This is a genomic window from Xanthomonas cucurbitae, from assembly GCF_002939885.1.
Classification (GTDB): Bacteria; Pseudomonadota; Gammaproteobacteria; order Xanthomonadales; family Xanthomonadaceae; genus Xanthomonas; species Xanthomonas cucurbitae.
Genome location: NZ_MDED01000026.1, coordinates 1 through 23188, shown reverse-complemented (window position 1 = coordinate 23188; position 23188 = coordinate 1). Strand labels below are relative to the sequence as shown.

Annotated in this window: 17 protein-coding genes and 1 pseudogene; 14 read left to right on the top strand and 4 right to left on the bottom strand. The window is 64.7% G+C overall.

Annotated features, from left to right (window positions below; genetic code table 11):
- Positions 1–195: 195 nt before the first annotated feature.
- From carA to recJ, 7 genes are all read left to right on the top strand, one after another.
- Positions 196–1323 carry a glutamine-hydrolyzing carbamoyl-phosphate synthase small subunit gene (gene carA, locus XcuCFBP2542_RS13950; RefSeq protein ID WP_104604136.1) on the top strand — a complete coding sequence of 376 codons (1128 nt, stop codon included), beginning with the start codon at positions 196–198 and terminating at the stop codon, positions 1321–1323.
- Positions 1324–1391: 68 nt separating this feature from the next.
- The gene (locus XcuCFBP2542_RS20070; protein WP_249027657.1) at positions 1392–2540 is read left to right on the top strand and encodes an AAA family ATPase; all 1149 of its coding nucleotides are present in this window, start codon (positions 1392–1394) and stop codon (positions 2538–2540) included.
- Positions 2537–2944, top strand: a complete 408-nt coding sequence (locus tag XcuCFBP2542_RS13940) for a PIN domain-containing protein (RefSeq protein ID WP_104604134.1) — start codon at positions 2537–2539, stop codon at positions 2942–2944. The genes XcuCFBP2542_RS20070 and XcuCFBP2542_RS13940 overlap by 4 nt, the downstream gene beginning before the upstream one ends.
- Positions 2945–2952: 8 nt before the next feature.
- Complete coding sequence (gene carB, locus XcuCFBP2542_RS13935) at positions 2953–6195, top strand: carbamoyl-phosphate synthase large subunit (protein WP_104604133.1); 3243 nt, start codon at positions 2953–2955, stop codon at positions 6193–6195.
- A gap of 8 nt (positions 6196–6203) precedes the next feature.
- Complete coding sequence (gene greA / locus XcuCFBP2542_RS13930; protein ID WP_029219710.1) at positions 6204–6668, top strand: transcription elongation factor GreA; 465 nt, start codon at positions 6204–6206, stop codon at positions 6666–6668.
- A gap of 16 nt (positions 6669–6684) precedes the next feature.
- On the top strand, positions 6685–7602 hold the full coding sequence (locus XcuCFBP2542_RS13925) for a phosphoglycerate mutase (protein ID WP_104604132.1): 918 nt from the start codon (positions 6685–6687) through the stop codon (positions 7600–7602).
- Positions 7602–9341, top strand: a complete 1740-nt coding sequence (gene recJ / locus XcuCFBP2542_RS13920; protein WP_104604131.1) for a single-stranded-DNA-specific exonuclease RecJ — start codon at positions 7602–7604, stop codon at positions 9339–9341. Before XcuCFBP2542_RS13925 ends, recJ begins: the two co-directional genes overlap by 1 nt.
- 782 nt (positions 9342–10123) lie before the next feature.
- On the opposite strand, the gene XcuCFBP2542_RS13915 is transcribed toward recJ, so the two are convergent.
- Positions 10124–11335, bottom strand: a complete 1212-nt coding sequence (locus XcuCFBP2542_RS13915; RefSeq protein ID WP_170066992.1) for an acyltransferase family protein — start codon at positions 11333–11335, stop codon at positions 10124–10126.
- A gap of 159 nt (positions 11336–11494) precedes the next feature.
- Here XcuCFBP2542_RS13915 and XcuCFBP2542_RS13910 point away from each other — a divergent pair, with 159 nt between their 5' ends.
- The 6 genes from XcuCFBP2542_RS13910 (at position 11495) to rpfC (ending at position 19592) form a co-directional block, all read left to right on the top strand.
- Positions 11495–12442 carry a LytTR family DNA-binding domain-containing protein gene (locus XcuCFBP2542_RS13910; protein WP_104604129.1) on the top strand — a complete coding sequence of 316 codons (948 nt, stop codon included), beginning with the start codon at positions 11495–11497 and terminating at the stop codon, positions 12440–12442.
- 204 nt (positions 12443–12646) lie between these two features.
- A protein-coding gene (gene prfB / locus XcuCFBP2542_RS13905; RefSeq protein WP_104604128.1) for a peptide chain release factor 2 occupies positions 12647–13772 on the top strand; the annotation gives its coding sequence in 2 pieces (ribosomal slippage) (positions 12647–12721 and positions 12723–13772; 1125 coding nt in all).
- A gap of 205 nt (positions 13773–13977) precedes the next feature.
- A complete protein-coding gene (lysS, locus tag XcuCFBP2542_RS13900) occupies positions 13978–15495 on the top strand; it encodes a lysine--tRNA ligase (RefSeq protein ID WP_104604127.1) in 1518 nt (505 codons plus the stop codon).
- 141 nt (positions 15496–15636) lie between these two features.
- Complete coding sequence (gene rpfG, locus XcuCFBP2542_RS13895; protein ID WP_104604126.1) at positions 15637–16773, top strand: cyclic di-GMP phosphodiesterase response regulator RpfG; 1137 nt, start codon at positions 15637–15639, stop codon at positions 16771–16773.
- A gap of 1 nt (position 16774) precedes the next feature.
- Positions 16775–17404 carry an RpfH protein gene (locus XcuCFBP2542_RS13890; protein WP_104604125.1) on the top strand — a complete coding sequence of 210 codons (630 nt, stop codon included), beginning with the start codon at positions 16775–16777 and terminating at the stop codon, positions 17402–17404.
- A 7-nt stretch (positions 17405–17411) separates the two neighbouring features.
- A complete protein-coding gene (rpfC, locus tag XcuCFBP2542_RS13885; RefSeq protein ID WP_104604124.1) occupies positions 17412–19592 on the top strand; it encodes a sensor histidine kinase RpfC in 2181 nt (726 codons plus the stop codon).
- A gap of 16 nt (positions 19593–19608) precedes the next feature.
- Here rpfC and rpfF read toward each other — a convergent pair whose 3' ends face one another.
- The 3 genes and pseudogenes from rpfF to XcuCFBP2542_RS20315 all read right to left on the bottom strand — a co-directional run.
- The gene (gene rpfF / locus XcuCFBP2542_RS13880; RefSeq protein WP_104604123.1) at positions 19609–20478 is read right to left on the bottom strand and encodes a diffusible signal factor synthase RpfF; all 870 of its coding nucleotides are present in this window, start codon (positions 20476–20478) and stop codon (positions 19609–19611) included.
- Between the two features lie 448 nt (positions 20479–20926).
- A complete protein-coding gene (locus XcuCFBP2542_RS13875) occupies positions 20927–21550 on the bottom strand; it encodes a hypothetical protein (protein WP_104604122.1) in 624 nt (207 codons plus the stop codon).
- Between the two features lie 51 nt (positions 21551–21601).
- Positions 21602–22036: pseudogene (locus XcuCFBP2542_RS20315) on the bottom strand (hypothetical protein); the annotation flags it as partial.
- A 945-nt stretch (positions 22037–22981) separates the two neighbouring features.
- Between XcuCFBP2542_RS20315 and XcuCFBP2542_RS20230 the strand changes: the two are divergent.
- Complete coding sequence (locus XcuCFBP2542_RS20230) at positions 22982–23104, top strand: hypothetical protein (RefSeq protein WP_274393817.1); 123 nt, start codon at positions 22982–22984, stop codon at positions 23102–23104.
- Positions 23105–23188 lie beyond the last annotated feature (84 nt).

Here is a 23188-nt window from a genome sequence, read left to right as displayed (position 1 = left end):
TGTTGGTGCGGATGCGCGGCCATGCAGTCGGCCTGATTCGCTCGTCAGGCTGGCAAGCCGGGGCACTTGCCTTTACAATTCCCGCTTGCCCGAACCAGCGTCGGACCGGTCCCCAGCACCGTGTCCGCGCTTTGCTGCAACCGGAATTTGGCCGGAAGCGCATCGGAGTCCCAGGCAGCCAGAGCGAGACCCCACGTGACCCAACCCGCAATCCTTGTCCTCGAAGACGGCACCGTGTTCGAGGGCGAATCCGTAGGCGCCAACGGGCTTTCCGTCGGCGAAGTGGTGTTCAACACCGCCATGACCGGTTACCAGGAAGTTCTGACCGATCCCTCCTACGCCCGCCAGATGGTCACGCTGACCTATCCGCACATCGGCAATACCGGTTTCACCGATCAGGATAACGAGGCCAGCAAGATCTGGGCCGCCGGCCTGATCGTGCGCGATGTGCCGCGCCGTCCCAGCAGTTGGCGCAGCCAGGTGGCCTTGCCGGAATGGCTGCAGGCACGCGGTGTGGTGGCCATTTCCGGCATCGATACCCGCAAGCTGACCCGTCTGCTGCGCGAAAAGGGCGCACAGAACGGTGCGCTGATGGCCGGCGAGATCGACATCGAAAAGGCGCTGGAAGCCGCGCGCAGCTTCCCCGGCCTGAAGGGCATGGACCTGGCCAAGGTGGTCTCGACCGAAACCAGCTACACCTGGCAGGAAGGCCAGCTGGATCTGGATGCAGACACCTTCGTGCGGGCCGAGCTGAAATACAACGTCGTTGCGTATGACTACGGCGTCAAGCTCAACATCCTGCGTATGCTGGCCGAACGGGGCTGCGACGTCACCGTGGTGCCGGCGCGCACGCCGGTGGCCGAAGTACTGGCGATGAACCCGGACGGCGTGTTCCTCTCCAACGGCCCGGGCGATCCGGAGCCGTGTGATTACGCCATTGCCGCGATCAAGGAGTTGATTGCACGCAAGGTGCCGACCTTCGGCATCTGTCTGGGCCACCAGCTGCTGGCGCTGGCTGCCGGCGCCAAGACGCTGAAGATGACCACCGGCCACCACGGCGCGAACCATCCGGTGCAGGATCTGGATAGCGGGCGGGTGATGATTACCTCGCAGAACCATGGCTTTGCCGTGGACGAAAGCACGCTGCCGGCCAATGTGCGGGTGACCCATCGTTCGTTGTTCGACGGCACCAACCAGGGCATCGCGCTGACCGACGCACCGGCGTTCTCGTTCCAGGGCCATCCGGAAGCCTCGCCGGGTCCGCGCGATGTGGGGCCGTTGTTCGATCGGTTTGTGGACCTGATGGCTGAAGCAAAAGCTTGAACCCGGTTGCCGGGCCATGTGTTCGCCCTGATGACTGCACGGCATCCCGTCGCCCAGTGGAGATTCCAATGCTTGATCGCATCGACATCGAAGATTTGAAGGGAGTCGGCAAGGTGGAGCTGCGGTTCGACGCAGCCAGCCGGGCACGCGTGCTTTTCGGCGTCAATGGGGTTGGCAAGACCAAGTCGTTAGAGGCTGTCTATTCGGTATTGCTATTTACCAATGAGGAATTTTTGCGGGTCAAGGGTGATCGGGGGATTTATCCAGAGAAATGCGTGCCCGCGTCCAAGGTCTTTATCGACGATACGCAGTGCTTTCTTTACCAGCCTTTGCAGCGGCTTGTACAAGCAAAGAGTGTTGCCTTACATGCGGGAGACCACTCGCGCCCTTTGGTCTACATCGGTGCGGGTGGGCGTTCGTCGGTTGGAAGTCAGCCCACATCTATTCCTGCGCTGGGAAACTTCCAGGAGCGTAGGTCTCATCATTTTGAAGTGTTATTGCAGGAATGCGTGGGAGGCTCTTTGCGCTCTTCCGGCATGGATGCGGATATCCGGGTGTGGTTCATACAGCGTGCGCAGTCTGTCAATCCTTTCCAGGTGGAAAAGGACAACCTGCGTAATGAGATCGAGTCGGTGTTAAAGCTGTTGCATCGCATCGATCAGCGCGTGGATGCCGAGCGCCTGCAGATCGACGGGTCGCAGCGTGTTTATCTGAGCGTGGAAGGCCGCATGATCGAGCTGGGTGAACTCAGTTCGGGTTTCGCCTCGGTGGTGAAGTTGTTTCAAGCGATCATCTCCGGGTACGCCGGCTTCAGCAATTCCAAGGATCTGCAGAACCTGCCGGGCGTGGTGCTGATCGACGAGATCGAAAGTCATCTCCACGTTGGTTGGCAGGTCAGCATCGTCAGGCATCTGAAGACGCTGTTTCCGAATACGCAGTTCTTCATCAGCACCCACTCGCCGCTGGTGTTGACCCAGCTTGAGCAAGGGGAGGCCTATCTGCTGGAACGCGACGCGGCGGACGGAGTCGTCAGATCGTCTGTGATCGACTCGCCCAACATGAAGGCATTTGCCGATGTGCTTGAAGAGACCTTTGGTGTCGATCTCAATGCACTCAAGCGCGAGGCGCTGGTCAGCGAAGACCAGTCCGCTACCAAGCGTGCGTTGCTGGACCTGGTCAAGCAGCGCCGCGATCGCCAAGGTGGGAAGCAGGCATGACACGTCTGGTACTGCTCGATGCCAACCTTCTGATCGGCGCACTGGACGGGGAGGACGGCAACGCGGCTCACGAAGCGTCGCTGTCGACGTTCGAGGCGCTGGTCGCCGATCCTGACGTGAAGATCGCGATCTCCCCGCTGATTCGATACGAAGTACTGCGAGGGTTGGACGAGGCGGATGTCGGTGCGGTGAACGCCATCCTCAACGACATGAAGGAGTTCGAGGTACGGGGCCAAGAAGCCGTGCGTGCTGCGGAAGTATTCCGGAAGGCTCGCCAGACCAATGTAACGCTGGATAAGCGCAGGTTCGACGTGTTCCATTGCGTCTGCGCAGAAATCAATGATCTCGAAATCCTCAGTAAAGATGTGGATATCGCGAAGATTCAAGAACTCATGAAGGCCTGAATAAGACAATGCCAAAGCGAACCGACCTTAAAACCATCCTCATCATCGGCGCCGGCCCGATCGTCATCGGCCAGGCCTGCGAGTTCGATTATTCCGGCGCGCAGGCGTGCAAGGCGTTGCGCGACGAGGGCTACCGCGTGGTGCTGGTCAACAGCAACCCGGCCACCATCATGACCGACCCGAACATGGCCGACGCCGTGTACATCGAGCCGATCAACTGGCAGACGGTGGAAAAGATCATCGCCAAGGAAAAGCCTGATGCGCTGCTACCGACCATGGGCGGGCAGACCGCGCTGAACTGCGCGCTGGATCTGGCCGACCACGGCGTGCTGGAGAAGTACAACGTCGAGCTGATCGGTGCCAAGCGCGAAGCCATCCGCATGGCCGAAGACCGCGAACTGTTCCGCGTGGCGATGGGCGAGATCGGCCTGGACTGCCCTAAGGCCGAAGTGGCGCACACGCTGGAAGAAGCGCTGGATATCCAGACCCGCGTCGGTTATCCGACCATCATCCGGCCGAGCTTTACCCTGGGCGGCAGCGGCGGTGGTATCGCGTATAACCGCGAAGAGCTGATCGAGATCGTCGGCCGCGGCCTGGAGCTGTCGCCGACCACCGAAGTGCTGGTGGAAGAATCGGTGCTGGGCTGGAAGGAATTCGAGATGGAAGTCGTGCGCGATACTGCGGACAACTGCATCATCGTGTGCGCCATCGAAAACCTCGACCCGATGGGCGTGCACACTGGCGACTCGATCACCGTCGCTCCTGCGCAGACCCTCACCGACAAGGAATACCAGCGCCTGCGCGATGCCTCGATCGCGGTGTTGCGCAAGATCGGCGTGGACACCGGCGGCTCGAACGTGCAGTTCGGCATCAGCCCGACCACCGGTCGCGTCGTCGTCATCGAAATGAATCCGCGCGTGTCGCGTTCCTCGGCGCTGGCCTCCAAGGCCACCGGCTTCCCGATCGCCAAGGTCGCCGCCAAGCTGGCGGTGGGCTACACGCTGGACGAACTGCGCAACGAGATCACCGGTGGCCTGACCCCGGCGTCGTTCGAACCGTCGATCGACTACGTGGTCACCAAGATCCCGCGCTTTGCGTTCGAAAAGTTCCCGCAGGCCGATGCGCGCCTGACCACCCAGATGAAGTCGGTGGGCGAGGTGATGGCGATGGGCCGCACCTTCCAGGAATCACTGCAGAAGGCGCTGCGCGGCCTGGAAACCGGCAAGATCGGGCTGGACCCGACCGGCCTGGATCTGGGTAGCGAAGAAGACATGGCCGTGCTCAAGCGCGAACTCAAGGCGCCGGGCCCGGAGCGGTTGTTCTACGTGGCCGATGCGTTCCGTGCCGGCATGACGGTGGACGAGGTGTATGCGCTGTCCTTCATCGACCCCTGGTTCCTGGACCAGATCGAGGAACTCATCAGCCACGAGCAGCAGCTGGCCGACGACGGCATGGCCGCGCTGGATGCGCCGCGCCTGCGTACGCTCAAGCGCGCCGGTTTCTCCGATGCGCGTCTGGCGCAGCTGATCGGCAGCAACGAAGAATCGGTGCGTACGCTGCGCCGCGCGCTCAAGGTGCGCCCGGTGTACAAGCGCGTGGACTCGTGCGCGGCCGAATTCGCCACCAGCACCGCCTACCTGTATTCGACCTACGAGGACGAGTGCGAAGCGCTGCCCACCGGTCGCGACAAGATCATGATTCTCGGTGGCGGTCCCAACCGCATCGGCCAGGGCATCGAGTTCGACTATTGCTGCGTGCACGCGGCACTGGCGCTGCGCGACGATGGCTTCGAAACCATCATGGTCAACTGCAATCCGGAAACCGTCTCCACCGACTACGACACCTCCGACCGCCTGTACTTCGAGCCGCTGACGCTGGAAGACGTGCTGGAGATCGTGGAGCTGGAACAGCCCAAGGGCGTGATCGTGCAGTACGGCGGCCAGACCCCGCTGAAGCTGGCGCGTGCGCTGGAAGCCAACGGCGTGCCGGTGATCGGCACCAGCCCGGACTCGATCGACCTGGCCGAAGACCGCGAGCGTTTCCAGCAACTGGTCGACACGCTGGGCCTGAAGCAGCCGCCGAACCGCATTGCGCGCAACCCGGAAGAAGCCTTGGTGCTGGCGCGCGAGATCGGCTACCCGCTGGTGGTGCGCCCGAGCTATGTGCTGGGCGGCCGCGCAATGGAGATCGTCTACGGCGAATCGGATCTGGCGCGCTACGTGCGCGACGCGGTGAAGGTCTCCAACGACTCGCCGGTGCTGCTGGACCGTTTCCTGGACAACGCGGTGGAAGTGGACGTGGACATCATTGCCGACAAGGACGGCAACGTACTGATCGGCGGGGTGATGGAACACATCGAAGAGGCCGGCGTGCATTCGGGCGATTCGTCCTGCTCGCTGCCGCCTTACTCGCTCTCGCCCGAGACCCAGGCCGAACTGCGTCGCCAGGTGGTGATGCTGGCCGAAGGCTTGAACGTGGTCGGCCTGATGAACACCCAGTTCGCGGTGCAGGTCAACGATGCCGGCGATGACATCGTGTATCTGCTGGAAGTGAACCCGCGCGCCTCGCGCACCGTGCCGTTCGTGTCCAAGGCCATCGGCATGCCGCTGGCCAAGATCGCCGCCCGCTGCATGGCCGGCAAGACGCTGGCCGAGCAGGGCGCTACCCAGGAAATCGTGCCGGACTACTATTCGGTGAAGGAGGCGATCTTCCCGTTCGCCAAGTTCCAGGGCGTGGACCCGATCCTGGGGCCGGAAATGCGCTCCACCGGCGAGGTGATGGGCGTTGGACGCAGTTTCAGCGCCGCGTTCGCGCGTGCGCAGGAAGCCGGTGGCATCAAGGCACCGCCGGTGGGCAAGGCCTTTGTGTCGGTGCGCGATCCGGACAAGCAGCGCGTGTTGCCGGTGGCGCAGGCGCTGGTGGAGCGTGGCTTCACCCTGGTGGCCACACGCGGCACCGGTGCCTGGTTGCAGCAGAACGGGCTGAGCTGCGAGATCGTCAACAAGGTGGCCGAAGGCCGCCCGCATATCGTCGATTCGATCAAGAACGGCGAGATCGTCTATATCGTCAACACCACCGAGGGCCGTGCCGCCATCTCCGACTCGTTCTCGATCCGGCGTGAAGCGTTGCAGCATCGCGTGACCTATTCGACCACTGTCGCCGGCGCCAAGGCGCTGGTGCATTCGCTGGAATTCCGCGGCACCGGCCCTGTCTGGTCGCTGCAGGAACTGCACAAGGAGCTTCAAGCATGAGAGCACCCATGACATCCAAAGGCGCGCAGCGCTTGCGCGAGGAACTGGATCAGCTGAAATCGGTCAAGCGTCCGGCGGTGATCGCCGCGATCGCCGAAGCGCGCGCGCACGGCGATCTGAAGGAAAACGCCGAGTACCACGCCGCGCGCGAGCAGCAGAGCTTCATCGAAGGCCGCATCAAGCAGCTGGAAGGCGAGCTCTCGCATGCCGAGATCATCGACATCACCAAGCTGGGCGCCGGCAGCAAGATCGTGTTTGGCGCCACGGTGACGCTGGCCGACGTCGAGACCGACGAGGAAAAGCGCTACCAGATCGTCGGCGACCTGGAAGCCGACATCAAGATGGGCCTGATCGCGATTTCCTCGCCGCTGGCGCGCGCCCTGATCGGCAAACTGGAAGGCGATGCGGTGACCATCGACGCGCCCGCTGGCCAGCGCGAATACGAAGTGGTCAGCGTCGCGTACCTGGATTGAGCGGCATCACTGCGCGATGACCACCGCCACGCTGCTGCTGCCGGAAAAACGCCGCCTGCCCGGGACCCTGGGCAATGCGGTGGTGACGCGTTCACTGGCGCGTGCCGACCAGCACGTCGCCAATGCGGGCGAGGTGGCGCAATTGCAGCGCCACTTCACCCTGACCCCGTCGTACTGGCCGGTGGCCGCGTTGACGCGGCAGCTGGATGCCGGCGATGCCGCCGGCGCCACCTGGGTGCGCGCCGACCCGGCCTACGTGGTGCCGGACATGCAGGGCGCGCGGCTGATGGGCTATGGCGAGGCGCTCGGTGCCACCGCGGAGGATCTGGCGATGCTGCTGCCGATCCTCAAGCCGATGTTCGGCGATGCCGGATTCCTGCTCGATGCGCCCACGCCGTCGCGCTGGTATCTGCGTCTGTCGCCGGATGCGAAGCTGCCCGAGTTCGCACCGCCGGATGTGGCGATCGGCGATGACCTGTTCGACCATTTGCCGGCCGGCGATCTTGGCCGGCGCTGGCGCGCGCTGCTGACCGAAGCACAGGTGATGCTGCATCAGCATCCCTGGAACGAAGGTCGCGTGGCCAGCGGCAAACCGGCGATCAACTCGCTGTGGTTCTGGGGCGGTGGCGTATTGCCGCAGGTCGTGACATCGCCGCATCGCCAGGTGCGCAGCCGTGAATCGCTGCTGCGTGCGCTGGCCCTGGCGGCCGGTGCCGATGCGCAGGACGAACAGCGCGTGGATGCGCTGGTGGATCTGCGCCATCTGCGCTCGCTGCAGCAATTCGGCGACGACGCAGTGGCACCGCTGCTGGCGGCGATGACCCGCGGCGAGCTGGATCGGCTGGTGCTGGATTTCCAGGACGGCGAAACGCTGTCGCTGGCACGCGCACAACGCTGGCGGTTCTGGCGTTCACCGCGGTTGCAGCTGGCGTAATGACGGGCACTCCACGGATTGTCCGGCGCCCGGCAGGGCAGGCCGGAAGCTGGCCCGATGCCATGTTGCCGCTGCTGCGCCGCATCTACGCCGCACGCGGCGTGACCGACGTGCAAGGCGCGCAGCCGCGGCTGGGGCAGTTGCTGTCGCCGGAGCGGCTGCACAACAGCACCGTGGCAGCGACCCTGCTGGCCGATGCGATCGCGCAGCAACGCCGCATCCTGGTGGTGGGCGATTTCGATTGCGACGGCGCTACCGCTTGCGCAGTGGGGGTGCGCGGCCTGCGCATGCTGGGCGCGCTGGATGTGCATCACGCCGTGCCCAATCGCATGGTGCATGGCTACGGCCTGTCGCCAGCGCTGGTGGATGAGCTGGCCGTGTTGCAGCCGGATGTCTTGGTCACCGTCGATCACGGCATCGCCTGCCATGCCGGTGTGGCTGCGGCCAAGGCGCGCGGCTGGACGGTGCTGGTCACCGACCATCATCTGCCGGGCGAGGTACTGCCGCCGGCCGATGCGATCGTGGACCCGAACCTGGCCGTGGACGATTTCCCCAGCAAATCCTTGGCCGGCGTGGGCGTGATCTTTTACGTGCTGCTGGCCTTGCGCAGCGTGCTGCGTGCGCGTGGCGCGTTCGCCGACCGCAACGAGCCAGATCTATCGGTATTGCTGGATCTGGTGGCGGTGGGCACGGTGGCCGATCTGGTGCCGCTGGATACCAATAACCGGGCGCTGGTCTCGGCCGGCCTGCGTCGGCTGCGCGAGGGGCGCGGCTGCATCGGCCTGCGTGCCTTGATCGACGCCAGCGGCCGCGACGTGGCGCGACTGAGTGCCAGCGATATCGGGTTCGCGCTTGGCCCACGCTTGAATGCGGCCGGCCGTCTCGAAGACATGGCGCTGGGCATCGAACTGTTGCTCAGCGAGGACTGGAACCGCGCACGCGAGATCGCAGGCACCCTGGAAGAGATCAACGCCGAACGCCGCGCGGTGCAGCAATTGATGACCGACGATGCCGAGCAGGCGGTGACCAAGGTGGTGCTGGATGCCGATGGCGCCTTGCCGATCGCCGCCTGCCTGTTCGATCCGGACTGGCACCCCGGGGTGATCGGTCTGGTCGCCTCCAAACTGAAAGACCGGCTGCATCGCCCGGTGATCGCGTTGGCCCCGGCCGAGCCAGGCAGCAATCAGCTGCGCGGTTCGGCGCGTTCGATCCCCGGCCTGCATATCCGCGATGTGCTGGCAGCGGTGGATGCCCGGCATCCCGGCTTGATCCAGAAGTTCGGCGGCCATGCGATGGCGGCCGGGCTGAGCATGGAACGTGCGGCGTTGCCGATCTTTGAGCAGGCGTTTCGAGCGCAAGTGCAGACGATGGTGGACGCTTCGCTGCTGCATGCCGAACTGCATAGCGATGGCGAACTGGCCGCGCACGAACTCGACCACCTGCATGCCGAAGCGTTGCGTGTGGCCGGTCCCTGGGGGCAGGGCTTTCCCGAGCCGCTGTTCGATGGGCAGTTCGAGGTGCTGCAATACCGCGTGCTCAAGGAGCGTCACCTCAAGCTGACGCTGCGTTGCGCCGGCCGTGCCGAGCCGCTCAACGCCATCCATTTCAACGGCTGGCACGGCAGCGAGCCGGCGCGCATGGTGCGGCTGGCCTATCGGCTGGTCAGTGATGACTACCGCGGCGGCACCGCAGTGCAGTTGATCGTCGAGCATTGCGAGCCGGCAACGGGCATGGGTTGATCTGAGAGCTTTGCGCGCGTCGTCATCCAGGCACCGCAATCAGTATCGCTTGCCCTGACAAACCGACCATCTCGACTGGTCCTTGCCCGCTCACCGTCGCGGGCCCCTTGGCGGCATGGATGCCGCCACGGAGCTTACAAGGACGTACTTGCAGCGTGTCCCGCGATGGTGGGCGGGCAAGGGCGCTGCAGCAAATTCGCAGCGTCGCGTGCGCGGTGTCCTCACCGCTCGCGGGACACGCCGTGAATCCGTCCCTGGAGGCTCGGTGGCGGCATCCATGCCGCCACACGGTCCCGCAATCGGCGAGGGCACCGCACTAGACAGTTGGCTAGGTGCTGTTGAAGAGCGGGGACCGCGCGTCGCTGCTTGCTTTATTGAAAGCCCTGCACGCCGACCATCTCTACCGGTCCTTGCCCGCTCACCGTCGCGGGACCCTTGGCGGCATGGATGCCGCCACGGAGCTTACAAGGACGTACTTGCAGCGTGTCCCGCGATGGTGAGCGGGCAAGGGCCCTGCAGCAAACGCGAAAATCGCGAGGCTGCGATGCCCTCACCGCTCGCGGGACACGTCGTAAATCGTTCCATGGAGGCTCGATGGCGGCATCCATGCCGCCTGTCATGCGTGCAGCCAGGTCGGTGACCCGCAGCAAACACCATGCATCGTGTGGGAGCGCGTCGCCTGCAGCAGCACTGGATGCAGGCAGTGGTGGCACTCGATTCCGGTGTTCCACGCATGCACATGTTGGTTTTTGCACGACGACGCGGGACAGTGCCGCGCGCCATTACGCCTTCATCGCTGGTGTGGTCTGGCGCGTGCGGTTCTCCGGCGCGCGCATCGGCATGCCGAACAATGGCCACAGCCAGCGCAGGCGGCGGATCAGGGTTTCGTGCAACAGCAGGCAACCCGCCACGGCGGCAAGCAGCACCAGTACCGGTTCCAGCCAGGGGCCCAACTGTAGCGGCGCCAGCCAGTACAGCGCCAGGATGATGAGGCTCTGGTGCAGGATGTACCAAGGGAACACCGCTTGGGTGCAGTACGACAGCCAGGCGAACGGGTGGTTCAGACGATGCCGCGCCCACCCCAGCAGCGCCAGCAAGGCCAGCCAGGTGTAGGCCGCGCGCGCCAGCCGTTCGATCCCATCCCAGCGCACGTTGGCCAGCAGCGCGCTGGGCTGGGCCGTATCCAGGGTATGGCCAAGATGACGAATGCTCAGCTCGGTGGTGATGGCCAACAGCGCGGCCACCAGCGTCGGCCAGCGCCACTGCGCCACCCACGTCCATAACCGGCTGCTGTGGGCCAGCACATATCCGAGCACGAACAGCGGAAACGACTCGGCATGCACGAACCAGTCGCCGACCAGGGCATGGCTCGGTGGATGACGTGGCAGCACCCACAGCACACAGAAGGCTTCCCACACGATCGGCGCCAGCAGCAGGGCAGGGACCGCAATGCAGGTGGGCAGTCGCGGCAGGGTGACCGGCAGGGCGCGGCCCAGCGCAACCAGCACCATCAGTAAGAAGGTGTAGGGCAGCAGGTAGGCCAGGTACCACAGGTGGTTCCAGGTGATGCCATGTTCCCAGCCATCGAAGCTGCCGGCCGGCCACGGCCGGACCTGCCAGTAGCGCAGCAGGAAGCTGCCGAAGCCGGGGACCACCTTGCCGTTGCTCACGCCCTGGCAGTAGGCCTGCACCGACACCACCACGAACATGCCGAACAGCAGGGGCGGCAGCAAGCGCCCGCAGCGCCGCCAGGCGAACTGCCAGGGCGCACGCTCGGCACGCGCCAGGCCGATCGCGATGCCGGAGATCATGAACAGCAACGGCATCCGCCAGCGGTTGAGCGCAATCATCGGCGGCTGCAGCCAGTCGGTGGTGTAGGCACTCTTGAGATGGAAGCCCCAGCCGGCCACGTAGGCCATGCCCACGTGATAGAGGATCAGCAAGGCGAAGGCGAAGACGCGCAAGGCATCGATATCGTGGCGGCGCTCGGTCATGGTCGGCGGTTGCTGGAGGGGTGGACGCATCCTGCCCACCAGCCCTTGCCGCAGGTGGGGTCAGGGGTGGAAACCACCGCCCGCAGTGACCAGTGGCGTCCACCCAGGGACGAATGGGGACGGCCGGGATGGCGGTTTCGCCTTGCTGCGCGGGCCTCTATGATCGGCACCTGCCAACTGCGGACGTATGCAATGGAATTGACCGGGTCGCGCCCGCCAATCGCCTGGGACGGGGCCGGCCGTGCCGCCACGCGCTGGGCCGTCGTGATCTGGTCGCTGGTGTTTTACGCAAGTGCGCTGGGCAACGTCTGGACCGCCTGCCTGGCCGCGCGCCGCGACGGCCAGCCGATCGTGCTGTGGCAGTTGCTGAGCTGGGAGCTGAGCAGTGCCACCGCCGCGCTGTTGCTGCTGCCGGCGGTGTTGTGGCTGTGCACACGCTGGCCGCTGCATGCCGATGCCTGGCTGCGACGTGTGCCGCTGTACCTGGCTGCGGCCCTGGGATGGTGGCTGGCGCACGTCGGCGGCATGGTGCTGGTGCGCAAGCTGGTCTACGGGCTGGCCGGCGCGCACTACGATTTCGGCGGCTGGTTGCAGTGGGTGTACGAGCTATCCAAGGACCTGCGCACCTTTGCGCTGCTGGTGGCGGTGCAGCACGCGCTGGGCTGGTATGCGCGGCGGCGTCAGGGCGAGGCGCATCTGCTCGCCGCGCCGGACGAGGGGCCACCCGTGGAGCCGCTGGATCGCCCGGAACGCTTCCTGGTGCGCAAGCTTGGCCGCGATTTCCTGGTGGCCACCGCCGACATCGAATGGATCCAGGCCTCCGGCAACTACGTCAACCTGCGCGTCCGCGGTCATGACTATCCCCTGCGCAGCACCATGGCGGCGATCGAGGCCAGGCTGGATGCGGCCGTCTTCGTACGGATCCACCGCAGCTACCTGGTCAATCTGGGCCAGGTGCAGGCGATCGAACCGGTCGATTCCGGCGACGCGCGCGTGCACCTGCGCGACGCCACGGTGCTGCCCTGCAGTCGCAGCCATCTGGCCGGGCTGCGGGCGCGGGCCGGGCAGGTGGCCGGCACGCCCAGGCCGGACGCGGTGACGGTCTGAAGCAAACGCCCGCGAGCGGCAGTGCAGTTTTCTGCAGGGGCCTCCCCAGGGTTGTGCGGAGCCGAGACGCCGGCGGCGTGTCTTGTGATCCGTCCGGTTAGTCGAGCGGTGCTGCCGGGCCGCGGCGCGCGCGCCGGCCACTGCTGCGTTCCGCGCATGCGGCCCGCTTGCTAAACTAGCCAGCTTGTTTGCCGGAAATCCGTCATGATCGAAACCAATCCGATCCGCCAGCGCATCACCGATCTCAATGATCGCGTGCTCTCGCTCAGGGGGTATCTTTGACTACGACGCCAAGAAAGAGCGCCTAGAGGAAGTCAGCCGGGAGCTGGAGAGCCCGGATGTGTGGAACGACGCCGAGCGTGCCCAGGCCCTGGGGCGTGAACGTTCCCTGCTGGAAAAGACCGTCGTCGGGATCGCCGACGTGCTGGCTGGCCTGGCCGATGCCGGCGATCTGCTGGAGCTGGCCGATAGCGAGCAGGACGAAGAGACTGCGGTAGCGGTGATCGCCGATCTGGACAAGTACCAGGCGCACGTGGAAAAGCTGGAATTTCAGCGCATGTTCTCCGGACAGATGGACAGCGCCAACGCATTCGTCGACATCCAGGCCGGCGCCGGTGGTACCGAGGCGCAGGACTGGGCCGAAATCCTGTTGCGCATGTATCTGCGCTGGGCCGAGTCGCGCGGCTGGAAGACCGAGCTGATGGAAGTCTCCGGTGGCGAAGTGGCGGGCATCAAGTCGGCCACCGTGCGCATCGAGGGCGAGTACGCCTACGGTTGGCTCAAGACCGAGATCGGCGTGCACCGGCTGGTGCGCAAGTCGCCGTTCGACTCGGACAACCGCCGGCATACCAGCTTCACCTCGGTGTTCGTGTCGCCTGAAGTGGACGACAACATCGAGATCGACATCAACCCGGCCGACCTGCGTACCGACGTGTATCGCTCCTCCGGCGCCGGTGGCCAGCACGTCAACAAGACCGAATCGGCGGTGCGCATCACGCATATCCCGACCAATACGGTGGTGGCCTGCCAGACCGGCCGCAGCCAGCACCAGAACCGCGACAACGCGATGAAGATGCTGGCCGCCAAGCTGTACGAGCTGGAAGTGCAGAAGCGCAATGTCGAGCGCGATGCGCTGGAAGCGACCAAGTCCGACATCGGCTGGGGCAGCCAGATCCGCAACTATGTGCTGGACCAGAGCCGCATCAAGGACCTGCGCACCGGCATCGAACGCAGCGATACCCAGAAAGTGCTCGACGGCGACCTGGACGAATTCGTCGAGGCCAGCCTGAAGGCCGGTCTGGCCGCAGGTTCCAAACGCCTGGATGCCTGACCGCCGCGTCGGGCGGCCGTCGTCGCACGGCATCCTGGCGCGCCACTGCGGTGCCTGCATCGCAGCGGCGAGAGCGCATGTAGCCCCGGGTGACCCGGGACCAGCGTGCGTTCGTCACACCGCCAACGTAAAAGAGAGTGCCGGCGCTGCCGGTTGCTCACTCCCCACCGGGCACCGCCCGACTTATTGCAGACCGATTCCCGCCATGACCGAGCAGACCCCCGCGCCACCGATCCCCGCCGACGAGAACAGCCTCATCGCCGAGCGTCGCGCGAAACTGGGCGCATTGCGCGGCCAGGGCATCGCGTATCCGAATGACTTCGTGCGCGAGCACTTTGCCGGCGACCTGCAGGCCGAATTCGCCGATGCCGACACCTGGACCCCCGAAGCGCTGGAAGCCAGCGGACGCACCGTCAAGATGGCCGGCCGCCTGATGGCCAAGCGGGTGATGGGCAAGGCCAGCTTTGCGCAGATCCAGGACGAGTCCGGGCGCGTGCAGCTGTTCCTGCAGGGCAATGTGCTCGGCGATGCCTATCCCGCGTTCAAGGGCTGGGACGTGGGCGACATCGTGGCGGTGGAGGGCGGGCTGACCCGCACCAAGACCGGCGAGCTGTCGGTCAAGGCCAGTACGCTGCGGCTGCTGACCAAATCGCTGCGCCCGCTGCCGGATAAGTGGCACGGGCTGTCGGACGTGGAGCAGCGCTACCGCCAGCGCTACGTGGACCTGATCGTCACCCCGGAAGCGCGCGAGGTCTTCATCAAACGCTCCAGGATCATCCGCGCCATGCGCGCCTGGCTGGACGCGCGCCGCTTCCTGGAAGTGGAAACGCCGATGATGCATTACATCCCCGGCGGCGCCACGGCCAAACCGTTCACCACCCACCACAACGCGCTGGATCTGGATCTGTACCTGCGCGTGGCCCCGGAGCTGTATCTCAAGCGCCTGGTGGTCGGCGGGTTGGAGCGCGTCTACGAGATCAACCGCAACTTCCGCAACGAGGGCGTGTCGACCCGGCACAACCCCGAGTTCACCATGCTCGAGCTGTACGAGGCCTACGCCACGTACCACGAGATCATGGACCTGACAGAGCAGGTGATCCGCGACACCGCGCAGTCGGTGCTGGGTACCACGCAGGTGAACTGGGACGGCGCCGCCATCGATCTGGCGCCGGCTTTCCGGCGCTGGCGCATGGATGAGGCCGTTCGTCATCACAACCCGGAGATCAGCGTGGCCGACTGCACCGATCGCGCCGCGCTGCTGCGCCATTGCGAGAGGCTCAAGATCCGGGTCAAGCCGTCTTACGGCTGGGGCAAGCTGCTGCTGGAAATCTTCGAGGCCACCGTCGAGCCCACGCTGGTGCAACCCACCTTCATCACCGACCATCCGGTCGAGGTGTCGCCGCTGGCGCGTTCCAGCGATACCGAGCCTGGCTATACCGATCGCTTCGAACTGTTCATCAACGGCAAGGAACTGGCCAACGGCTTTTCCGAGCTCAACGACCCCGAAGACCAGGCCGCGCGCTTCCAGGCGCAGGTGCAGGCCAAGGACGGTGGCGACGATGAAGCCATGCATTTCGATGCCGATTACATCCGTGCGTTGGAGTACGGCATGGCGCCGACCGGCGGCCTGGGCATCGGCATCGACCGGTTGGTGATGCTGCTGACGGGCAGTACGTCGATCCGCGATGTCCTGCTATTCCCCTACATGCGTCCGGAAGCCTGACTTTTTTTGTGCTAACCGCGTGTCGGCGGCACAGATACTGCATATGCTAGGGCAGAGCCATGGGCCGCTTGCGGTCCATGGGAGTCGACACAGGGGTCGGCATCATCGCTTTTCCGTTCTCGGAATAGAGGAGCAACGGCTATGCAGGATATTTCAGGGGGTCCGCGCGGCATGGTGTCGACGGATGCATGGGGTAGCTGGACGGAAAAGGCGGATCTGGGATTGAACATCGTCATTGTCGATGACCAGATGTCCGCGAGGACGATGCTGCGCCATGTGATCGAAGACATTGCGCCAGAATTGAAGGTGTTCGATTTCGGCGATCCGCTGGACGCGCTGGCCTGGTGCGAGGCCGGGCGGGTGGACCTGCTGTTGCTCGACTACCGCATGCCGGGCATGGACGGCCTGGAGTTCGCGCGGCGCCTGCGCCGGCTGCCCATCCACCGCGACATCCCGATCATCCTCATCACCATCGTCGGTGACGAGCCGATCCGGCAGGCCGCACTGGAAGCCGGGGTGATCGATTTCCTGGTCAAGCCGATCCGCCCGCGCGAACTGCGCGCGCGCTGCGCCAATCTGTTGCAGCTGCGCCAGCAGAGCGAGAGCGTCAAGCAACGCGCGCTATCGCTGGAGCAGCGTCTTCTGGCCAGCATGAACGAGGTCGAGGAGCGCGAGCGCGAAACCTTGTCGCGGCTGGCGCGTGCCATCGAATACCGCGATTCCGGCACCAGCGCCTTCCTGGAGCGCATGTCGCACGTGGCCGGCCTGATCGCTGAGCAACTCGGGCTGTCCGAGGAAGAGGTGCGCATCATCGAGATGGCTGCACCGCTGCACGACATGGGCAAGATCGCCATTCCCGATGCGGTGCTGCTCAAGCCGGGCAAGCTCACCGACGACGAGATGAGCGTGATGAAGCGTCACCCGCGCATCGGCTACGAATTGCTCAGCGGCAGCCAGAACCGTTTCATCCAGATCGGCGCGCTGATCGCGCTGCGCCATCATGAACGCTACGACGGCACCGGCTATCCCGATGGCCTGGTGGGCGAGGCGATTCCGCTGGAAGCGCGCATCGTGGCGGTAGCCGACGTCTTCGACGCGCTGCTGTCGCCGCGCCCATACAAGGATGCATGGACCATGGATGCGGCGCTGGCCTATCTGTATGCGCAGCGCGGCCGCCTGTTCGACCCGCGCTGCGTGGATGCATTGCTGCGCGGCCGCGCCCAGCTCGACCAGATCTGCGGCGAATTCTCCACCGCATCGGCGCGACCCGGGGTATGACGTGAGGGCTGTATTCGCCCGGTTGCGCGACCGGTTCGTACGGCGCGCCGACAGTGAGCATCGCCAGGCGCTGGTGCGCGTGGTGATGATCGGATTGATCCTGGCGTACGTCCTGGCATTCGGCTCGCACTGGGACCTGCCCGACCGTCCACTGCATCTGCTGTTGCGCTTGATCGCAATCGCGCAGAGTGGGGCGGTGCTGCTGGTGGTGTGGATCGTCGTCAAACCAGGGCGCTCGCACCTGCGCCGCACGCTTGGCATGCTGGCTGACTACGGTCTGCTCAGCCTGGCGATGACCTGGTTCGGTGCGCCGCTGGCGTGTCTTTACGTCGTGGTGCTGTGGGTAACCATTGGCAACGGATTACGCTTCGGCACGCATGCGCTGCAGACGGCAGTGGCGATGGCCGTCCTCAGCTTCGGGGCAACCCTTGCCAACAGCCCGTATTGGCAACAACGGACCGAGCTCGGGCTTGCCCTGCTGGCGGCACTGGTGGTGATTCCCATGTCCTTGCTGCGCCTGCTGGACGACGTTGCCGATGCCCACCCGCCCGTCGCCGGGCACGACCACGGTGACGACATGGCGCCATTGCGCGGCCACCCCCCAACCCCATCCAAGCAAACGCGGCACTGAGGCGTCTATGAAGTCTCCATTACCATGGCTGAAGGGTCGCCTCTCAGGGCGGGCAGATACGGAACACGCGCAGAATCTGATCCGTATTCTCATCACCACCCTGTTCATCTCCTACCTGGGCTGGCGCTACCTGCACACCCACGGCGATACCCTGATGGCGACCTGGTTGATCCTGGTCGGCGAGCTGGTGGTGTCGCTTGGATTGATGGTGGCGATCCTGCTGAGGCCACAGATCTCGCATACACGCCGCCTGGTCGGCATGGTGGTGGACTACACCTGCACCGGCGCGATCATGGCCATCCAGGGCGAGCCCGCCTCGCCGCTGTATGCGGTGTGCCTGTGGGTGACCATTGGTAACGGCTTGCGCTATGGCAGCCCGTATCTGCGCGCCGCCACCGCCATGGGGAGTCTGAGCTTTCTCAGTGCCATCCTGATTTCGCCGTACTGGAAAGCCAATCCCTACCTGAGCTGGGGGTTGTTGCTGGGCTTGATCGCGGTGCCGCTGTATTTCGACTCTTTGTTGCGTGCGCTGACCCGCGCAGTACGCGAGGCGCGGCACGCCAACCAGGCCAAGAGCCGTTTCCTGGCCAACATGAGCCACGAGTTCCGCACTCCGCTCAACGGGCTGTCGGGCATGACCGAGGTACTGGCGACCACGCGGCTGGATGCCGAACAGAAGGAATGCCTCAATACCATCCAGGCATCGGCACGCAGCCTGTTGTCGCTGGTGGAAGAAGTGCTGGATATCTCCGCGATCGAGGCCGGCAAGATCCGCATCGATCGCCGCGACTTCTCGCTGCGAGAAACGATCGGCTCCGTCGATATGATCCTCAAGCCGCAGGCCAGGACGCGGGGCCTGGAATACATCACCGAAGTCGCTGCAGAGGTGCCGGACCTGCTCAAGGGCGACACTGGCCATCTGCGGCAAGTATTGCTCAATCTGCTGGGCAATGCGGTCAAGTTCACCGAGCATGGGCATGTACTGTTGCGGGTGTCGCGCATACCCGGTAACGCAGATGAGGCGGTGCGGCTGCGCTTCGAGATCGAAGACACCGGAATCGGCGTGCCGATGGATATGCGCCCGCGGCTGTTCGAGGCGTTCGAGCAGGCCGATGTCGGTCTGTCGCGTCGCTATGAAGGAACCGGGCTGGGGACCACCATCGCCAAGGGGCTGGTCGAAGCCATGGGCGGTTGTATCGGATTCAAGCAGAACCAGCCCGACGGCAGCGTATTCTGGTTCGAGTTGCCGGTCGAGATCGGCGAGGCGGTGAAATCCACCCAAGCGCGCGGTCCCGCCGGTGCGCCGGTGGAGGCGTCCGACGAACTGGAAGCCTCGAATGTCATCGCGTTCTCCAATCCGTTCCTGCGTCATCGCGCGCGGGTACGCAGCATGCGCATGCTGGTGGCCGATGACCATGAAGCCAATCGCATGGTGCTGCAGCGTCTGCTGGAAAAGGCCGGGCACAAGGTGCTGTGCGTCAACGGGGGCGAACAGGTGCTGGACGCGCTGAGCGAGGAAGACTTCGACGCGGCGATCGTGGACCTGCACATGCCGGGCATGAATGGGCTGCAGATGCTCAAGCAATTGCGGGTGATGCAAGCCAGCGGCATGCGTTACACGCCGGTGATCGTGCTCAGCGCCGACGTCACGCCGGAAGCGATCCGTGGCTGCGAACAGGCCGGCGCGCGCGCTTTTCTCGCCAAGCCGGTGGTCGCGGCCCGATTGCTCGACACCCTGGCCGACCTGGCTGTCAGTACCCGCCCCTTGGCGACGCCGGCCACCGTGGTGCAGGCGCCGACCAGTTTCCAGGGCGTGCTCGACGCCAGCGTGCTGGACGAGTTGGCGGCGCTGGGCATGGGCGACGAATTCGAACGGCAGTTCGTCCGGCAGTGCCTGGAAGATGCACATAACTGCATGACTGCGATCGAACGCGACGGCACGCGCTCGGATTGGGAGCAACTGCGTGAGAACGCGCATGCGTTGCGTGGCGTCGCCAGCAATCTGGGCCTGGCGCAAGTGGCCGGTAACGGCGGCGAACTGATGCGCATGGCCGATTGGCAATTGCAGAGCGAATGGAGACAACGTCTGTCGGTGTTGCGCGAACAGCTGACAGCGGGAAGAGAGGCACTCGGCGCACGCTTGCAAGGCGCCAGGGACGACGAGTGCTCCCCCCAGAGTCGCGAATAGACAGACCGCCGACGCATCAGCCTGCGTCAAGTTCCGAGCGACGCGACTGGGCGCGCACCAGGCGGTCCATGGTGCGCAGTGACTTCTCGCCCAGTTGCATCGCCGTGTCGACCCAGATCTCGGTAATACGCATCATCTCGTCCAGCGGTACGGCCGTGGTCAGTTCGCGCACCTGGTGCATTGCCGCCCAGGCATGCGGGGTGCGTTTGCTCTCTCGAATCACTTGTTCCACCGCAGCAACACCCTGTCCGCGCGGGACGACGCGATCGACCAGGCCCATGCTCTGCAATTCGTTGGCCGAATATAGATTCCCTTCCAGCATGATTTTTTGCGCCAGTTGAGCGCTGATGCGCTGGCACATGAAAGAGTAGGCGCCCATCCCGGGAAACAGATCGAACAACACCTCGGGCAGCCCCATCATGACGCCTTCCTCGGCGACGATGGTGTGGCAGCTCAGCGCCGCTTCGAATCCACCACCGAGCGCGTTGCCTTGCACCAAGGCGATGCTGTGCGCACGCACGCCGAGGCCGACATGAAAGGCATGCACGCCGCGGACGCAGCGCTGCGCATAGTCCAGCAGGCGTGCGCGGTCGCCTTCGCGAATGAGCTGGCAGAACAACGCCAGATCGCCACCCAGATTGAATACGTCGCTGTCCGATGCCAGCACCACGTGTGGCGACAAGACGCCAGCCGCTGCGAGTCGTTGCCCCAAGTTTGTCTGGTAGCCGGTGATGTCATCGACCAGTCGGGTCGAGAAGCAGGCCCGCCCAGGATGATCGGCCAGGTCGGCATGCATGTTGATCCAGTACACCTCACGCTGCGGTTCTTCGGTGATGCGCAGGGTCGAGCCGATGTTGGTACGAATGAAGGGTTGAACTGCAGACATGGTGGTTCTCCGTGAAGACCGTCCGGCCGGTCGCCTTGCGGACGGAGATAAGGGTGAACGCCTGAGCGTGCGCCGACATCGGATTCTATGCGTGCAAAGGCAAGTGCCCGCAAGGTCTTCAAGACATTGCCGACATTCGCGAAGACTGAACACCGTCGCTCTACGGCGGTGGGGCATCAAACCTTGGGCAGTTCGCCGCACAGAAGCTTGCTGAGCCTGGTCCGGGCCGGTTCTTTACAAAACCCGACCAGTTGCGGTTGCCTGCCCCCGGCAAGGTTGGAATAGCAGTGGCCTCCGCGTCGCGGTCCGCCAGGGCCAGATCATTTTTAACGATTATCTTCCTGGATAATGTCGCAAGTGCCGGATTCGGCGCATTCGGGTGAATTGCATTGCTACCGTTTGGCGCGCAATGATTCGCATAACGACGCGTCCACTGACCTGTTTACTGTTAAGGCGATTGCTGGCGCAGGGTGATCGCTCGGTACTGCCCGCGATTGCCATAGCGCGGTCCCTTGGTCTCGAACGTGGCGCATAGTCTGTCCTTGCCGCAGGGCAGCAGATCGGCGCGTGCAACCCGATCCAGATAAGCGATCTCGGTTCTGCGCTGAGCGGCCTCTGCCAGGACTGGTTGGGCTCCCTTGGCCGCATAGACCAGCCCTCCCATGCACAGGATGGCTCCGATCATCATGGCCCCCAAGCCGAGCCACATGCGTCGGGTGGCGGTAGTCTCCAGCGCGTGCTGTGCTTGCGCATAGCGTGCGGTCGCTTGCTGGAGCGTGTGTGCCGCATCGGCGAGCGTCCGGTTCAGGCGCTCGGACGCCGGCTCCAGCGTTTGCATCAACGCCTGCTGACTCACCTGCGTCAGGCGTGGAAGCGCGTCTTCCATCACCTGGTTGACCTGCCGATCCGCATTGGCGACTGCGCCCTGCAAAAGCTGCATCTGCTGCTGCACCCGCTGCTCAAGATTCTGCTCACGCTGCTGCAGCGCCGCGATCAAGACGGCCATGGCCTTGATCGCTTCCCTCATCGATGCCGTGGTGTCGTCTAGACCGGTATTGTTCTGGATATCCATGGTGTTCTCTCGAAGGATTGATTGGTTGTGCGTACTCCAGCTATCCGCCGCCTATCCGCCGCCGCCACCACCTCCGTCGCCGCTGCCGCCGCCCCCCTCACCCTGCGGGCCGTATGGCAGCGTGGGCCCGTGCGCGAACTGCGGCAGCGTCAGTACCATCACCGGGCCACGGCTGGTCTGTACCTCTGGTGCTACGTCCATCCCGAGGGCTTGGTGCGCCGCGACGTGCTCCTGGGCTTCCTGCTGGGCCTTGGCGTCCAGATGGGCATGACCTTCCTGCGCGAAGGCATTGCCCTGCGCGCTGTTGGCCACACGCTTGAGGGCATGTGCGATGGCCACATCGTTCTTGGAGTCCAGCGCATAGACCAGATCATCCACGTCTGGATCGCCGGTGATGGTCGTGCGTTGGAGCGCTGGTCGATCACCTTGCTGGTCTGTGGCATGCGCACCGGCAGCGTGATGTGGCATGGGCTGTCGCGGGTATCGCGCATCCACTCGTGCCGGAGGGCTGTCCGGGTCGTCTTCACCATGCAATTCCAACGCGGTGAAGGGCTGTTCTCCGCGCCCGATGCGCGCGCGTCGTTCGTCTGCGACACGCGTGTTTCTTTCAAGATCCCGTTCGCCCTGGAGGCGTAGTGCACGCAGGCTGTCGTAGAGCTCGTCCCATGCGGTGTTCGGATCTTTCGATGCAGCGGCCGCTGGTGGATCCGATGGCCCGGCCTGGGCCAGGCCCGATGCCTGCGGTGCAACGATCTCACTGTTGCCAGCGGCGATGGCGCGCTCAGCAATAGGCAGGCCTGGTCGTGACATCGTCGCAGCAGCGTCAGGCGTGTCTGGCCCGGCTGTCTGCCAGGCTGGGGCATCGCCGTGCCGCGCAGCGATGGGGACAGCCGGCGATAGCGAGTGCAGCGGCTGCCTCACCTGCTCAGGCTCCGCCGCAAGGTCCGCAGGCCGCGCTTGGGAAGTGGAGAGTGGCACCTGCGGCTGCCTAGCATCGATCTGGTGGGAGTGCAGCGGCTGAGCGGCTTGTCGCTGTGCATCATCCGACGCAGAGGAGGGTACTGCCGCTACCCGCGTCGCAGCGGCCCGTGCCGCCGGTTGCGCGACGCCGTGTGCATCGCCTTCGTGCGCCAGCCTGGCCAATGCTTGCTGGTGTGCCAGGTCGGCTGCAAGCCGAGGCTCACCCAAGGCCTGTGCTGGTTCTGTGGGGTGTGCAGCGGCATCGTGTGCCGAACGCTGGGCTGGATGCTGCAACGTGTTCGCTACCGGCAGTGGCGAGGCGGAGCTGTCCCGGGTTTCCTGCGCCTGGTGCTGTGCTTGCTCGCGTGATGCAACGTGCCGGTCGTGCGGCGGTTCCGGTTGCTGCGGTTGGCGCGATTGTGTTGTCTGCTGGTCGTGAGCGCGTTCCCGAGCGTGCTGCGCCTGCGATAGTTGCTGTTCGCGTTGCGTCACGTCCTGCGCCTGCTGCTGCGCGTGGTCGTGCTGCTGCATGTCCTGGTGCCGACTGCGCTGCTCGCGTTGCAAGGTTTCCTGTTGCCGCGCTGCCTGCGGTGATTGTCAACATAGTTGTCCGCTATTTCATGCTGCGAACTTCATTTCATCGGGTGCTTTTCTATCGTCGTTATCCGGGTTCAGCCA

What these genes read in the sequence shown, in the direction of transcription:
- lysS (WP_104604127.1), top strand. Translation starts at nt 13,978, where the DNA reads ATGACCGAGCAGACCCCCGCGCCACCGATCCCCGCCGACGAGAACAGC.
- rpfF (WP_104604123.1), bottom strand. Translation starts at nt 20,478, where the DNA reads ATGTCTGCAGTTCAACCCTTCATTCGTACCAACATCGGCTCGACCCTG.
- XcuCFBP2542_RS13925 (WP_104604132.1), top strand. Translation starts at nt 6,685, where the DNA reads ATGACCACCGCCACGCTGCTGCTGCCGGAAAAACGCCGCCTGCCCGGG.
- rpfG (WP_104604126.1), top strand. Translation starts at nt 15,637, where the DNA reads ATGCAGGATATTTCAGGGGGTCCGCGCGGCATGGTGTCGACGGATGCA.
- XcuCFBP2542_RS13940 (WP_104604134.1), top strand. Translation starts at nt 2,537, where the DNA reads ATGACACGTCTGGTACTGCTCGATGCCAACCTTCTGATCGGCGCACTG.
- greA (WP_029219710.1), top strand. Translation starts at nt 6,204, where the DNA reads ATGACATCCAAAGGCGCGCAGCGCTTGCGCGAGGAACTGGATCAGCTG.
- XcuCFBP2542_RS13875 (WP_104604122.1), bottom strand. Translation starts at nt 21,550, where the DNA reads ATGGATATCCAGAACAATACCGGTCTAGACGACACCACGGCATCGATG.
- carB (WP_104604133.1), top strand. Translation starts at nt 2,953, where the DNA reads ATGCCAAAGCGAACCGACCTTAAAACCATCCTCATCATCGGCGCCGGC.
- XcuCFBP2542_RS13915 (WP_170066992.1), bottom strand. Translation starts at nt 11,335, where the DNA reads ATGACCGAGCGCCGCCACGATATCGATGCCTTGCGCGTCTTCGCCTTC.
- XcuCFBP2542_RS20070 (WP_249027657.1), top strand. Translation starts at nt 1,392, where the DNA reads ATGCTTGATCGCATCGACATCGAAGATTTGAAGGGAGTCGGCAAGGTG.
- recJ (WP_104604131.1), top strand. Translation starts at nt 7,602, where the DNA reads ATGACGGGCACTCCACGGATTGTCCGGCGCCCGGCAGGGCAGGCCGGA.
- XcuCFBP2542_RS13910 (WP_104604129.1), top strand. Translation starts at nt 11,495, where the DNA reads ATGATCGGCACCTGCCAACTGCGGACGTATGCAATGGAATTGACCGGG.
- rpfC (WP_104604124.1), top strand. Translation starts at nt 17,412, where the DNA reads ATGAAGTCTCCATTACCATGGCTGAAGGGTCGCCTCTCAGGGCGGGCA.